This is a genomic window from Caballeronia ptereochthonis (assembly GCF_001545075.1).
Lineage (GTDB): Bacteria > Pseudomonadota > Gammaproteobacteria > Burkholderiales > Burkholderiaceae > Caballeronia > Caballeronia ptereochthonis.
The window spans coordinates 56,853-70,084 of the sequence record NZ_FCOB02000009.1 but is presented as its reverse complement, the minus strand read 5'-3'; the positions used below and the strand labels follow the sequence as shown (position 1 = coordinate 70,084).

At 60.1% G+C, this 13,232-nt stretch carries 11 protein-coding genes; 7 read left to right on the top strand and 4 right to left on the bottom strand.

The genetic code is table 11. The features are described 5' to 3' along the window. Positions 1–5: 5 nt before the first annotated feature. From AWB83_RS11430 to AWB83_RS11420, 3 genes are read right to left on the bottom strand one after another with little or no spacing between them, the layout of a single operon-like run. Positions 6–899 (bottom strand): fumarylacetoacetate hydrolase family protein, encoded by an 894-nt coding sequence (locus AWB83_RS11430; RefSeq protein WP_087045330.1) that lies wholly within the window; start codon positions 897–899, stop codon positions 6–8. Between the two features lie 12 nt (positions 900–911). Beyond that, positions 912–1,715, bottom strand: coding sequence for a 2-keto-4-pentenoate hydratase (locus AWB83_RS11425; RefSeq protein ID WP_087045327.1), 804 nt, complete (start codon positions 1,713–1,715; stop codon positions 912–914). 2 nt (positions 1,716–1,717) lie between these two features. Beyond that, positions 1,718–2,449, bottom strand: a complete 732-nt coding sequence (locus tag AWB83_RS11420) for an IclR family transcriptional regulator (protein WP_244197671.1) — start codon at positions 2,447–2,449, stop codon at positions 1,718–1,720. A gap of 164 nt (positions 2,450–2,613) precedes the next feature. On the opposite strand from AWB83_RS11420, the gene AWB83_RS11415 reads away from it, so the two are divergent. Together AWB83_RS11415 and AWB83_RS11410 are read left to right on the top strand one after the other, a co-directional pair. Next, complete coding sequence (locus AWB83_RS11415) at positions 2,614–4,047, top strand: MFS transporter (protein ID WP_087045323.1); 1,434 nt, start codon at positions 2,614–2,616, stop codon at positions 4,045–4,047. 409 nt (positions 4,048–4,456) lie between these two features. After that, a complete protein-coding gene (locus tag AWB83_RS11410) occupies positions 4,457–5,692 on the top strand; it encodes a porin (RefSeq protein ID WP_087045321.1) in 1,236 nt (411 codons plus the stop codon). Positions 5,693–6,500: 808 nt separating this feature from the next. Here the strand turns inward: AWB83_RS11410 and AWB83_RS11405 are convergent. Beyond that, the gene (locus tag AWB83_RS11405; RefSeq protein ID WP_087045319.1) at positions 6,501–7,307 is read right to left on the bottom strand and encodes an IclR family transcriptional regulator; all 807 of its coding nucleotides are present in this window, start codon (positions 7,305–7,307) and stop codon (positions 6,501–6,503) included. An 84-nt stretch (positions 7,308–7,391) separates the two neighbouring features. On the opposite strand from AWB83_RS11405, the gene AWB83_RS11400 reads away from it, so the two are divergent. From AWB83_RS11400 to AWB83_RS11380, 5 genes are all read left to right on the top strand, one after another. After that, positions 7,392–8,825 carry an MFS transporter gene (locus AWB83_RS11400; RefSeq protein ID WP_087045317.1) on the top strand — a complete coding sequence of 478 codons (1,434 nt, stop codon included), beginning with the start codon at positions 7,392–7,394 and terminating at the stop codon, positions 8,823–8,825. 118 nt (positions 8,826–8,943) lie between these two features. Further along, positions 8,944–9,396 carry a cupin domain-containing protein gene (locus tag AWB83_RS11395; RefSeq protein ID WP_087045315.1) on the top strand — a complete coding sequence of 151 codons (453 nt, stop codon included), beginning with the start codon at positions 8,944–8,946 and terminating at the stop codon, positions 9,394–9,396. Positions 9,397–9,618: 222 nt separating this feature from the next. After that, positions 9,619–10,455 carry a shikimate dehydrogenase family protein gene (locus AWB83_RS11390; RefSeq protein ID WP_087045313.1) on the top strand — a complete coding sequence of 279 codons (837 nt, stop codon included), beginning with the start codon at positions 9,619–9,621 and terminating at the stop codon, positions 10,453–10,455. Positions 10,456–10,481: 26 nt separating this feature from the next. Further along, positions 10,482–11,501, top strand: coding sequence for a Gfo/Idh/MocA family protein (locus AWB83_RS11385; RefSeq protein ID WP_087045311.1), 1,020 nt, complete (start codon positions 10,482–10,484; stop codon positions 11,499–11,501). Between the two features lie 23 nt (positions 11,502–11,524). Further along, positions 11,525–12,556, top strand: a complete 1,032-nt coding sequence (locus tag AWB83_RS11380) for an alpha/beta fold hydrolase (protein WP_087045555.1) — start codon at positions 11,525–11,527, stop codon at positions 12,554–12,556. Positions 12,557–13,232 lie beyond the last annotated feature (676 nt).

Below are 13,232 nucleotides of genomic sequence, written 5' to 3'. Positions count from 1 at the left end.
TCGTCTTAACGTGCCGATGGATACTCGCCGCGGCCCCAGGCTGCGCCAAGAGTGTCCGCGTACTGCACAACCTTTTGTGTCTGCTCGCCGAGTCCGCTGCCGCCGAGCGTCATCGTGTCGCCGGCTTTGAGAAAGACTGGCGGTTTCTGACCGAGACCTACGCCAGGAGGCGTGCCCGTAATGATCACGTCGCCAGCCATCAAAGGCATGAAGCGGCTGAGATACGCCACGATGTGCGCGACGTTGAAGATCATTGTGCGTGTGTTGCCGGTCTGACGGCGCGTACCGTTCACGTCAAGCCAAAGGTCGAGCACCTGTGGATCGGGAACTTCGTCACGGGTCACGAGCCACGGGCCAAGCGGAGCGAACGAAAATCCGCTTTTACCCTTGGTCCACTGCCCTTCGCGTTCGAGCTGATACGCGCGTTCGGAAACATCATTCGCAAGACAGTAGCCCGCCACATGGTCCAGCGCATCGGCTTCGTCGATTTGCCACGCGGGCTTGCCGATTACCACGCCGAGTTCCACCTCCCAATCGAGCTTTTGCGCGTCGACGGGCAAAACGACCGGGTCATTCGGGCCGCTGATGGAGCCCGTATGCTTGTTGAACACCACAGGCTCGCGTGGGATCGGCGTGTCGGTTTCAGCAGCATGATCGGAGTAGTTCAGGCCGATGCACACGAGATTACGGACATTGCCGACGCACGCGCCGAGACGCGTGCCTGATTCAACGACGGGCAGACGATCTAAATCGAGTTCGCCCAGCTTTGCAAGCGCGACTGGCGTGATACTCGTTCCATCAATGTCGTTCACGATGCCAGTCAGATCGCGGATCGCGCCGCTGGAATCGATAATACCGGGCTGCTCACGACCAGGTTGGCCGAAACGGACGAGACGCATGTCGTACTCCTGTCAAGACAAAAAAATGATGGGCAATGTGCCGAGTTCGCCGAAGCGGATAAGCAACTCACAACCGACTGGCAACTCCAGAACGCCGGCGTAGGACCCGGTGATCACAGCTTGGCCTGCATACAATCCGAGGCCGCGCGCGCGAAGGAAATTAGCGAGCCACACGATCGGCGCGAGCACGCCTTGATCGGGGTGGCGTCCCGTGAGCGTGACCGCTTCGTCCCCGACGCGGGTCAGACCAAGGTCGAATTCGACAGGGAGGTCAGCTGGCGTGGCGCCATCGAATAAGTTCACTCGCGGTCCAAGGACAAGACCGGCGTTAAAGAGGCCGTCTGCCATTAGCTCAGGAAACGTCAGCTTTTCTGGATGCGCATAACGGCAGCCCAGCAATTCGAGCGCGAGGTGCGTGTCCCCAAGCGCGTCGAGCACTTCCGCTTCGCCATAAACTTCGCGCCGTGGCGGCAGATCGCTGTTCAGTAGGCAGGCCAGTTCCGGCTCCGCCCTTACAGCGACACCGGCAGACCCGCTCATGCGACAAACATCGCCTCGATGAATATCGGCGTCGTAGATTGGAGCGGCAATGACCTTGCCCGGCTGCGGAAGTGCGCATTTCCATGCGCCGATCTGCCGGCCGAGTTGACGGCTGACCTCCTGCTGAATCGCGAAACCGTCGTCCAGGTTCGCAGGCAGCAGTTCGACGGGCAACCGCTCGACGAGCGTGCCTGTTCGGCGCGCTGTCACAAGAAGGCGCGCGGCCTGTTCGCGCGGACTGGCGATACCCTCGGCGGCCTGTGTTGCGGCTGTCATCTTCAAGCCGCCTCACTCACGTTCGCCCCGACGCTCTTACGCGGCCATACCGCACCTAGCTTCGAAGCGGCCTCTTTTAACAACGCGTAGAAGTCGTCATAGCGCTCGGGCTGAACTCGCATGAGGGGCCCCGCGATGCTCATCGTGCCGACCACGGTACCGTCGGTCAGCGACTGCACGGGCACCGCCAACGCGGCAACGCCGGGTTCGGCTTCTTCCACGACATGCCCATGGCCGCGCGGTCTGGTCAGTTCCGACTCGGGAATCAACTGCTCGATGCTGTTAATCGCCTTTGGCCCGCATGCGCGAGCACCCGCTTTTCCGAGTCCGCCACCCAATGCGTATTCGATCGCGCGATCGTTTGGCGTCGACGCCAGCCACACTTTGCCGTTCGCTGTTGCATACAAGGTAATCGGGCTCTCCATTGACGGCGAATACATGAGCCCCGGTGCCGCGCCTTGGGAGGACGCAAGCCATGCGAGCGTCACTTCGCTGACGACGGTCAGGCGAACCGGTTCCCGGCATTGCGCGGCCACCTCATCGAGGATCGGCCGCACCAGGCCAGGTAAGCCCAGCCCATGCAGGTACCGCTGACCAAGCAAGGATAGCTTCAGAGTCAGACGATATTGGGACGTATGTTTGTCCTGTTCAGCCCGGCGCTGCTCGCACAGTTGCGCAAGCACGCGATGGGCTGGGCCGTTCTCCAGTTCGAGTTCAGCGCCGATGTCCGACATTCGCATCCAGCGCGCTTCACGTGCGAGCAACTCGATCGCTTGCGGCGAACGGTCAACTGCTCCCTTGACAAGTATCATAGCGTTGGTAACATTGTTCTTGATGGAACGATGTTACAACAATAGAGAACACGCCCAGAAAAGTCAATCGAAGACGGAGACGAGTTATGAATGGAAGCACCCCGGCTGAGCCGCATCGCCAGCGCCAGTCGAAAATCGCAGCGGCCAGCGGCTGGATCGGATCAGCACTCGAGTACTACGATTTCCTCATTTACGCGACCGCAGCGTCATTGGTCTTTCCGCAGCTTTTCTTCCCCTCTGGCAATCCGACGGTCGCGATCATCGCATCACTGGCGACTTTCGGTGTTGGCTATGTCGCCCGTCCAGTAGGCGCTATGGTGCTCGGCCACATCGGCGATCGGCACGGCCGGAAGACGGTGCTGATTTTCTGCATGTTCCTGATGGGCATCTCAACGATGTGCGTGGGACTTTTACCCACGTATCAGCAGGTCGGCATCTGGGCTCCGGTGCTGCTCGTCATTCTCCGGCTCGTTCAAGGGTTCGCCGTCGCAGGTGAGCTCTCCGGTGCCAGTTCGATGATTCTTGAACATGCACCGTTTGGTCGGCGCGGCTACTTCACGAGCTTCACCATCCAAGGGTCTCAGGCTGGGCAGCTCCTGGCGTTCGGGGTCTTCCTGCCTCTCGCGCATTTCATGCCGAAGGACCAGTTCGCTTCCTGGGGATGGCGAATTCCGTTCCTGTTCAGCGTTGTCGTTGTCATTGTTGGTTACATCATCCGCCGCCAGGTTCGCGAGACCCCGACTTTTGCCCAGGAGCGAGCTCACGGTCAGGTTCCCGACTCACCGGTCGCCGAAGTCCTGCGGCAGAATTGGGGCGATGTTTTGCGCGTCGTCTGCATGGCGCTCACCGCCGTCGTCGTGTTTCTCGCTACAGTGTTCGGTACTGCGTACGCGGTACAGCCGGCGTACGGTATCGGCTTTCCTGCCGGAGTCTATCTCTGGATTCCGGTTCTCGGTAACATCTGCTCCGTCATACTGATTCCCTTCGTCGGCAATCTCTCAGACAAGATCGGCCGCAGGCCGCCAGTACTTGTCGGGGCCTTGAGCGCCGGCCTGCTTTCCTTCGGCTTCCTCTATGCGATTAGCATTCACAACCTCTGGCTCTCGCTGATTTTTTCGGCGCTCATGTGGGGCATCGCCTACCAGGGCTTCAACGGTGTGTTTCCGAGCCTGTTCCCAGAACTCTTCCGACCGCGGGTGCGCGTGACGGGAATGGCCATCGGGCAGAATGTCGGGACAACTTTGTCGGCCTTGATACCTGCGCTTTTCGTCGCCGTCGCGCCCCCTGGGTCCGCCAACATCCCATTGAAGATCGGCTTTCTCACATTCGGCATTTGTCTAGTTGCCGCGTTTGCCGCGTTCACCACTCGGGAAACGTACCGTCTCCGCCTTGACGATCTCGGCGACCGCAACGCTATTCCTGTACCCAAGGCGGAATATGAACGCCTGCGCAGTGAATCGATGGTCGCGACCAGCAAGAATGCCGCTGAATCGAGGTTTGTCCACAACGTGCGGTCTTAAGCCGACGCCGGCCGCCTGCTCGGCGTAATCGCGCCTTGGGCGCAACGCAAATCGGACGTCCATGCAAACGTGTACCTCGGCGCCGGACGCCGGTTCGAATGTGCCCGAGTTCATCGCCTCGTCGTGCGCCGAAGGATAGTCATCGATCGGCGCAGCTTGGGTCGCGCACGCATTCGCGCCAGTCCATCGCATGGACGTAGGAATCCAAACGCCTCAGGTTAGTCGGTCTGCAGATGTATCGCGTGCCCAAGTTAATTCGCAAGTCCATATATCCGGGGACGTGCAGGCTGGCGAATGCGGTTTCCACGTAATCGAGACGTAACCGGCGACGATTATGAGCGCACTTACGGCGTCGGTGCCGACCTCGTTAAAACAGACGTAACTCGCTTTATCCACAATAGGAGACGCAATGAGGACCTTTGAAGTGACCAAGGCCGCCGTCGTCGCGGCAACGGCATTCGCAGCCGCTGCGCCGGCGTTCGCACAAAGCAGCGTCACGCTGTACGGCATCGTCGACGATTCGATCGTCTATCAGAGCAGCCAGACCTCGCTGGGTTCTACAAGCGGCGGCCGTTCGAATGTCAAGACGGCATCGGGCATCTGGGCGGGCAGCCGTTTCGGCCTGAAGGGTGGCGAGGATCTGGGCGGCGGCACCAAGGCGATTTTCCAGTTGGAATCCGGCTTCAACGTCAACAACGGCGCGCAGCAATACACGAACGCGATGTTCGGCCGTCAAGCCTGGGTCGGTCTGACGAACCAGACGTTCGGTACCTTCACATTGGGTCGCCAGTACACGTCGTACTACACGCTGATGTCGCCGTACAGCCCGACGAACTGGCTAACCGGCTACTTCGGCGCGCATCCGGGCGATCTGGACGCATTGGACACGATCTACCGCGCGAATAACTCGATCGTCTATACGTCGCCGCAGCTCTACGGTGTGACGGTCAGCGGCTCGTACTCGCTCGCAGGCGTGCCTGACAGCGTATATCGCGGCTCGACGTGGTCGGCTGCGATCCAGTATCAGCAAGGCCCAATCGGCGGTACGGTTGCCTTCATGCGAATCAACAACTCGGCCGTCGGCGGCGGCGTCTATGGCGCGGATTCGACGATGAACACGGCAGGCCAGTCGGGCGTGTCGGCGGTGACGAACGGGTATCAAGGCGCCCAGGCGCAGAATCGCTTCGCGGTCGGCCTCGGCTACGTATTCAACAGCGCGTGGGATCTCTCGGCAACGTACACAAACGTTCAGTACATCCCGGGCGTGCTGTCCAAGTTCACCGATGAGCAAGTCTTCAATACCGCTGGTACCGTACTGCACTGGAAGGCCACGACAGCATGGGACTTCGCTGCGGGCTACAGCTACACGTGGGCGAGCAAGGCGAACGGCATCGACGACGCAGCGTCGTACCACCAGTTCAGTTTGTCCCAGTACTACGCGCTGTCCAAGCGGACCGGCTTCTACGCCCTGGAAGCGTTCCAGCGCGCGAACGGCCGAACGCTCGGCACGCCGACGTTCACGGCGGCAGGCGCGACGAACCGGCAGATCGATGCAACAGCATCAATCGGCGACGGCTTCCAGTCGACTCCGTCGTCCTCGCGCAGTATGTTCGCAGCAGGCGTAGGCATCGTCCATCGCTTCTAAGCACCGGCGGAGGCCCTTTTCTTACTTGCGACGGTGCACGGTGAGGCCACCGACCGGGGGTCCACCGTGCAACCGCGAGCTAACCGTCCCGGGTATGTGCAATCTCGCAACCCGCCGGAAGCATGCTGCGGGCTTCTCCCTCGTTGCCCGAGCGCTACAGCTCAGACCCGGCATGGGTGCCCACCGAAAAACTAAAATCGTCGCCACCACTTCGATGTCGGGACACTCTCGCAGTTACCAGCCAACAACCCGGTGAGATCTCGTTGCTGCACCCAATATTGAGTACGTCGTGATCTCTGACGCCCCCCGGCGGCATCACGTTCGCATCAACGGCCGCTCGGATGCACTCAGCAGATGGACCACGAACAGTCCGACGCCTACGCGACCTCGAGTTCAGACTGCCATTGACCGTCGCGAATGCCGGCTGTGTATGGGGGAGAACGGCCGCCGCCAACGACCACCCTGCGCCGTAGCCAGCGCCTCGAACTGGCCGAGGCCGCGAAGGAACGCGCAGGACGGCCGGCCGTGACGCACGGCTCGGCGCATGGTTCCGTTATCCCGAGACGCAGGCAGAGGACGTGATCGGGTTTGAGTTGCAAACAGCGTCGACGCGGGTTCACGCGCCTGTCAGCCTCACTTGCCTCACTGCACGCACTGTCTTGGCGAACCCGAGGATCCTGATGACGCGTTTGAGGTTGTAGTGCTTGCGAAGCCTTCATCACCCGTTGAAGGTCGCAGTTCAATGGGGAGGCGCTTCAACTGCTTCCCTTGGGCTACTTGCCGAGACTCATGGGATGAATCCGGCATCTCAAGCCGCCTGGTTGACGTCTCTGTCGACGCTCTGTCGCGGCCAGACGGCCCCCAGTTTCGCGGACGCTTCGCGCAGTAACGCATGAAAGGCGTCGTAACGCTCCGGCGGTATGCGCAAGACCGGCCCAGCGATACTCATTGTTCCGACTACCGCCCCATCAACCTGCGAACGCACGGTCACGGCCATCGCGACCACACCTGGCTCGGCTTCCTCAACGACCAGACCATAGCCGCGTTGCCTCGTCAGTTCGAGCTCCGGTAATAATCGGTCGACGCTATTAATCGCCTTCGATGTGCCTGCGCCGTTGGGCTGGCCGAGCCCGCCACGCAATGCGAGGCCAACTGCTTCGTCGTTGGACATTGCCGCCAACCACGCCTTTCCGACCGATGTGGCATGCAAGGCAATGGGACTATGCATGGACGGTGAATACATCAGCCCCGGCGCCGCACCTTGAGACGCAGCGAACCACGCAAGTGTCCCTTCATTCACCACTGTCAGCCGCACGAGCTCATGGCACTGCGCTGCGACTTCATCGAGGATAGGCTGGACCAGGCCCGGCAACCCTAGCCCATGCAGGTATCGCTGACCGAGCAAAGAAAGCTTCAAGGTCAGGCGGTACTGGGAAGTCTGTTCATCTTGCTCAGCCCAGCCCTGCTCGCAAAGCTGCGCAAGCACTCGATGGGCGGGCCCTTTCTCGAGCTCGAGTTCAGCGGCGATATCGGACATTCGCATCCAGCGCGCCTCACGGGCGAGCAACTCGATCGCCTGGAGTGATCGGTCAACTGCTCCCTTGACAACTCTCATGATGTAGGTAATATGGTTCTTAATGGAACGATGTTACAACTATAAAGAATGGCATCGAAAAGTCAATCTAGACGGAGACAAGTCATGAGTGGAAGCACCCAGGTTGAGGCCCATCGCCGGCGCCAGTCGAAGATCGCGGCAGCTAGTGGCTGGATTGGCTCAGCACTCGAGTACTACGACTTCTTCATTTATGCGACCGCAGCGTCATTGCTCTTTCCGCAGCTCTTCTTCCCTTCGGACAATCCGACGGTTGCCATCATCGCATCACTGGCGACTTTCGGTGTCGGTTACGTCGCCCGCCCCATAGGCGCGATGGTGCTCGGCCATGTCGGCGACCGGCACGGCCGCAAGACGGTGCTGATCTTCTGCATGTTTTTAATGGGTATCTCGACGATGGGTGTGGGACTCTTGCCGACGTATCAGCAAGTCGGCATCTGGGCGCCTGTGATGCTCGTCACCCTCCGGCTCATTCAGGGGTTCGCCGTGGCGGGAGAGGTCTCCGGCGCAAGTTCCATGATCCTTGAGCATGCGCCGTTCGGCCGGCGTGGCTACTTTGCGAGCTTCACGCTCCAGGGGGTGCAGGCGGGGCAGCTTCTGGCGGCAGCGGTTTTCCTGCCCATCGCGCATTTCATGCCGAAGGACCAGTTCGCTTCCTGGGGATGGCGAATCCCGTTCCTCCTCAGTTTTGTCGTTATCGTCATGGGCTACGTCATCCGCCGCCAGGTCGAGGAAACTCCGGCTTTCTCCGAGGAGCAAGCCCATGGCGAGGTTCCTGCCTCCCCGGTCATCGAGGTCCTCCGGCACAGTTGGGACGATGTCTTGCGCGTAATCTGCATGGCGCTCACCGCCGTCATCGCGCTTCTTGCTACGGTCTTCGGCGCCGCGTATGCGGTCCAGCCAGCGTACGGTATTGGCTTTCCTGTAGGCGTCTTTCTTTGGATTCCGGTTCTTGGCAACATCTGCTCGGTGATACTGATTCCCTTCGTGGGCAATCTCTCTGACAGAGTTGGCCGCAGGCCGCCCGTTCTTGCTGGCGTGCTCAGCGCCGGGGTGCTTTCGTTTGCCTACCTCTACGCCATCAGCATCCACAACCTCTGGCTCTCGCTGATTCTTTCGGTGCTCATGTGGGGGATTGCCTACCAGGGCTTCAACGGTGTGTTCCCGAGCCTCTTCCCCGAACTCTTCCGCACGCGGGTGCGCGTAACGGGAATGGCAATTGGACAAAACGTTGGGACGACGCTTGCTGCGATGACGCCAACACTCTTCGTAGCCGTCGCGCCCCCCGGCACCACCAACATTCCGCTGAAAATCGGCTTCCTGACGTTCGGCATCTGTCTTGTCGCCGCGTTCGCCGCTTTCACCACGCGGGAGACGTATCGGATCCGCCTTGACGACCTCGGCGACCGCGATGCGGTACCCGTACCGCAAGCCGAGTACGACCGGGCGCGCGCCGAGGCGGTGGCCGGACGAATCGGAACAGCCGATGCGCAAGACCTTGCAAATCAGGCGCACTCGTAACTGCTTTGGCCGGTCCACTGGTCGCTAGTGCGCGTCAGGGTGACTTGGCTTGAGCCGAACAGAATCGATGTAACCGCGGCGCTAGGGAATAGATCGACGCCGCACAAAGGAAACGCACATGCACAACGAAGACACACCCCGCTACGACGGCCCACGTGAGCTCGCGCAATCTCTAAGCGCGTTTGCGCGCATCAGCGCGGCCGAAGCGCCCTGGAACCAGGAAGGCTTGCGCGCCGATTCTGAGTACCGCGACCTCGGACTCGCCGCGGTGACCAACGGGCGCATCGGGGCAAAACACATTCGTGCGCTCAAGCCGTTCACCGAGCCTACTGGCTGGCACTGGCACGACATGACCGGGCACTACCTGTATGTGCTGCGCGGATCCGTGACGTTCCGTTTCGCCGGAGTCGAGGGCGACGTGACGCTCAACGCGGGTGACGGCCTTTCACAACCCGCCGGCGTGCCGCACAACGTAATGTGGCGCTCCGACGACCTCGAGGTCATCGAGATCAATGAGCCCGCTGTGTACGGGACTTGGGATCTGGATATCCCACCGGCGCCGTGGAAGTGATCGTCTAAGCCCTTTCGAGTGTCATGACATCGCGTGTTCTCGGCGCGTCCGACAGTCGCAGAAGGCCCAGAATGCAACGAACGTTGCGTCAAGGAGATGCAGTATTCGTCATCAAGTGGATTGGCCGGAGAATGTACGTGTCCGACACCCGCTTGGTACGCCAAATCTAGGATCAGTCGAGCAAGACCGCGCCTTAAGCCAACATCGACCAACCACGCAGCAATGAATCCACATATCACCGGTAAAACGCGACTCTATGGGTTAGTGGGAGATCCACTGACGGCCGCTAAGTCGCCACAATTGTTGAACCAGCTCTTTGCTGAGCAGCGCGTGGACGCGGCTTGCGTTCCGTTCTGGGTCAAGGCGGCGAGCCTGTCCGCCTTCGTCGACGGTGCTCGAGCGATGAGCAACCTCTCCGGCATGCTCGTCACCATGCCCCATAAGCAACGGATGCTGGAATATGTCGACGAACTAGATCCAACGGCTCGACAGATCGGCGCGCTCAATGTCATCCGTTGCGAGGCAGATGGACGTTGGGTTGGAGCAATATTCGACGGCGTTGGCTGTGTTCTTGGGATGCACTGGGAAGGCCACCATCCGGCTAATAAGTCCGTGCTTCTCGTCGGCGCCGGAGGCGCAGGCAGCGCCATCGCATTTGCAGTCGCGTCCGCAGGCGCTAGCGGGCTGACCATATCCGATGCCGACGGCCATCGGGCTGGCGACCTTGCGGCATCTGTTGCTGCCGAAACCGGCTGCGAAGCACGTTCGGGGCCGCCCGACCCGCAAGGCTTCGACATCGTCATCAATGCCACGCCGCTCGGCATGAAAGTGGGCGATGCCATGCCGGTCGATCCCGAGCGGCTTTCGCCTGGTGCCATCGTCGTCGACATCATCAACGCGCCCGAGCCAACGCCGCTTCGACGCGCCGCGCATGCGCGCGGCTGCCGCACCCAGGACGGGGGGCCGATGCATCAAGGGCAGGCTGTCTACGCACTGAAGTTTTTGGGTTTCGATTACCTCCCCGATGGACGATCAGCGCCGGCCCACGGTCCGCGATGACTTGGTAATTTCAAAGGAGAATATGCATGAGAGTTGCTTTGCTGGAGGTCAGCCATTGGCATGTCCCGCTCTATCTGGATGCGCTGGAAGCGCCTGGAATTGAAGTGGTTGCCGTGTCGGATGCGGAGGATGTCAAGGGCGAGGCAATCGCCGCACGATTTGGAAGCAAGCTATATTCGTCGGCCTATGAGTTGCTCGAGCGTGAGGAAGTCGATTTTGCATTCGTGTTCGGACGGCATTCCGAGATGCCGGCGCTCGCCGAGGCCGTGATCGCGCGAAACATTCCTTTCGCGCTTGAAAAACCATGCGGCGTCAATATGTCACAAGTCACCCGGCTTCGAAAACTGACCGAGGAAGCCAACCTTTATTGCGCAGTGCCACTCATCTTCCGAATGAGCGAGTTGCTCTGTTCGCTCGAAGATGCCGAAGGGCGCATTCCATCGGACTTCAACTACATGTCGTTCCGGTTCATTGTCGGACCGCCCAGTCGATACGAAGCGGCCGGTGCCGGCTGGGCGCTCGATCCGGCTTACTCCGGAGGCGGATCGACAATCAATGTGGCGACTCACTTCATCGACCTGTTTAGACTACTGACTGGCAAGGAGATCGCCCGAGTCTCTGCCACGATGAACTCAAGAACGCATCAAAGAGCAGTTGAAGACTATTCGCTGCTGACCATGCAAACCGAAGACGGCGTAATCGGCCTGGTGGAAACGGGATACAGCTTCCCCAGTACACCCGACGAGCAGCGCGAATTTTCGTTCACGCTTGCATCCGATCGTATGTACGCGAAATCCGGCCCCGACCGGATCGAGATTCGGGAAAGAAACAACTTGTCTGCGGGCACGCGAAGCCGCCGCCTTCAGCTCGAGACAGACATTTACTACCCATTGTTCGTCAAGCGCGTGCTCACGGAATGCCGTACTGGAGCAAGGCCAATCGCGTCGTTGCGCGACGCAGAGCGCATGATGCAAGTCATGGATGCGGCCTATGCGTCAGCGCGCCAGGGGGGTGCGCTTCAAACTCTTGAGCCGATTGCTAGCTGACGTATTTGTTGGATCGCCCGCTGATGATGCAAACAGGACAACATTGCAATGCGGCCGGCTATCCTGCGCCGCAGGAGGCCGACTGGATCGCGCGAGATTTCCGTTTCAACACCGGCGAGATCATGTCAGAGGTGCGGCTACATTACCGAACCATTGGCGACCCGTCCGGTGAGCCAGTTCTCGTCCTGCATGGCACCACGGGCACAGGTGCCAGCATGCTGACACCCGATTTCGCGGGCGAATTGTTCGGCTCCGGGCAACCGCTCGATGCCAACAGGTATTTCATCATCCTTCCGGACGCGTTGGGAGCCGGTGGATCGTCCAAGCCGTCTGACGGATTGCGCACACGATTCCCGGCTTACAACTACGACGACATGGTGCTCGCGCAGCACCGGCTTTTAACCGAGCATCTGAACGTCCGGCACCTGCGCCTGTTGATCGGTAACTCGATGGGCGGCATGCATGCATGGATTTGGGGGGTGCGCTATCCCGATTTCATGGACGCGCTCGTGCCAATGGCGTCACAACCGACGGAGATGTCCGGCCGCAACTGGATGTTACGCCGCATGCTTATTGAGATGGTCAGAAATGATCCGGAGTACCGGGGCGGCGATTACACCAGTCAGCCCGGTTCGTTGCGCCTTTCCAGCGCCTTTTTCGCGCTGGCGACCAACGGTGGCACCCTCGCCTGGCAAAAGGCGGCGCCGACGATCGAACTAGCCGATAAATATGTTGACGCCAAGTTAGCGCAGCCGTTCACATTGGATGCCAACGACTTCATATACCAGTGGAGCGCTGCACGCGGTTATAACCCCGCGACCAGTCTCGGGAACGTGAAAGCTGCGGTTCTCGCCATTAACGCCGCCGACGACGAACGCTATCCGCCGGAGACCGGCTTGATGGAGCGCGCGATGCAGCTTGTGCGCAACGGCCGGCTGCTTCTTATTTCTGCGAGCGAGGACACTTGCGGGCACGGCACCAATGGACTGGCCCGCTTCTACAAGCGCGAATTGCACGAACTGCTACAAACGGCACCGCGCAGAGTCGAGGAGTAGCGCCACTACAGGCCTACCTCTGACCTGTGCGTTTCGTGCCGTCGTCCTCTGTCGCATTGAACGTCCGCTACGGAACGGGCAGTGGTCGCCGCTATAGTCTCCTTTTCGTGCAGCAACGAACGTCCCCAAATGGCCGATTGCCGATGAACCACAGTGGCAAATTGCTTCATTTCAATCACGCGTGTGAAATGAAAAGCGCCAGCGACCAGCGGTGTCTTTTACCGCGAGTGCACCGTGATCGCACATCACAGCAATCGCGACGTCGTCCGGCATCGTGTCAGCCAACTTGGCAACCAATAATGTTCGCTCACGTTCGTTAGCGTGTAGTTGGCCGGTGGCAAAATCGACAGTGGCGAGTTGCCAATTCGGTCCGCTAAACCGCCGAGCGCCGCTCACGACTCCAAGGTGCTCTCCGTGAGCCGCGTACTCTGCCCGGTCGCGGGCGCGCATTTCAGGAAGCGGTCCAACGCATCTTGAATCAACACGTGGGTGAGCCGACCGCGCATACAGTTGACCATCGTCGCATTGGAGACCTCGTGCTTGAAGGTCCCGGAGGGCTTCATCTGCTTCACGGTACGACGAGAACAGTCCGACAATGACGTTTCGATCTTTCATATTGCTGTAACCGCAAGCCCATCAAGAATTCGACCGCTTAGCTCCCTCTGGCCCGATGCAA

Bases quoted from the DNA above. Each gene is read 5' to 3' on its own strand.
- AWB83_RS11415 (WP_087045323.1), top strand. From the start codon at position 2,614: ATGAATGGAAGCACCCCGGCTGAGCCGCATCGCCAGCGCCAGTCGAAA.
- AWB83_RS11385 (WP_087045311.1), top strand. From the start codon at position 10,482: ATGAGAGTTGCTTTGCTGGAGGTCAGCCATTGGCATGTCCCGCTCTAT.
- AWB83_RS11410 (WP_087045321.1), top strand. From the start codon at position 4,457: ATGAGGACCTTTGAAGTGACCAAGGCCGCCGTCGTCGCGGCAACGGCA.
- AWB83_RS11425 (WP_087045327.1), bottom strand. From the start codon at position 1,715: ATGACAGCCGCAACACAGGCCGCCGAGGGTATCGCCAGTCCGCGCGAA.
- AWB83_RS11430 (WP_087045330.1), bottom strand. From the start codon at position 899: ATGCGTCTCGTCCGTTTCGGCCAACCTGGTCGTGAGCAGCCCGGTATT.
- AWB83_RS11395 (WP_087045315.1), top strand. From the start codon at position 8,944: ATGCACAACGAAGACACACCCCGCTACGACGGCCCACGTGAGCTCGCG.
- AWB83_RS11420 (WP_244197671.1), bottom strand. From the start codon at position 2,449: ATGTCGGACATCGGCGCTGAACTCGAACTGGAGAACGGCCCAGCCCAT.
- AWB83_RS11380 (WP_087045555.1), top strand. From the start codon at position 11,525: ATGATGCAAACAGGACAACATTGCAATGCGGCCGGCTATCCTGCGCCG.
- AWB83_RS11400 (WP_087045317.1), top strand. From the start codon at position 7,392: ATGAGTGGAAGCACCCAGGTTGAGGCCCATCGCCGGCGCCAGTCGAAG.
- AWB83_RS11390 (WP_087045313.1), top strand. From the start codon at position 9,619: ATGAATCCACATATCACCGGTAAAACGCGACTCTATGGGTTAGTGGGA.
- AWB83_RS11405 (WP_087045319.1), bottom strand. From the start codon at position 7,307: ATGAGAGTTGTCAAGGGAGCAGTTGACCGATCACTCCAGGCGATCGAG.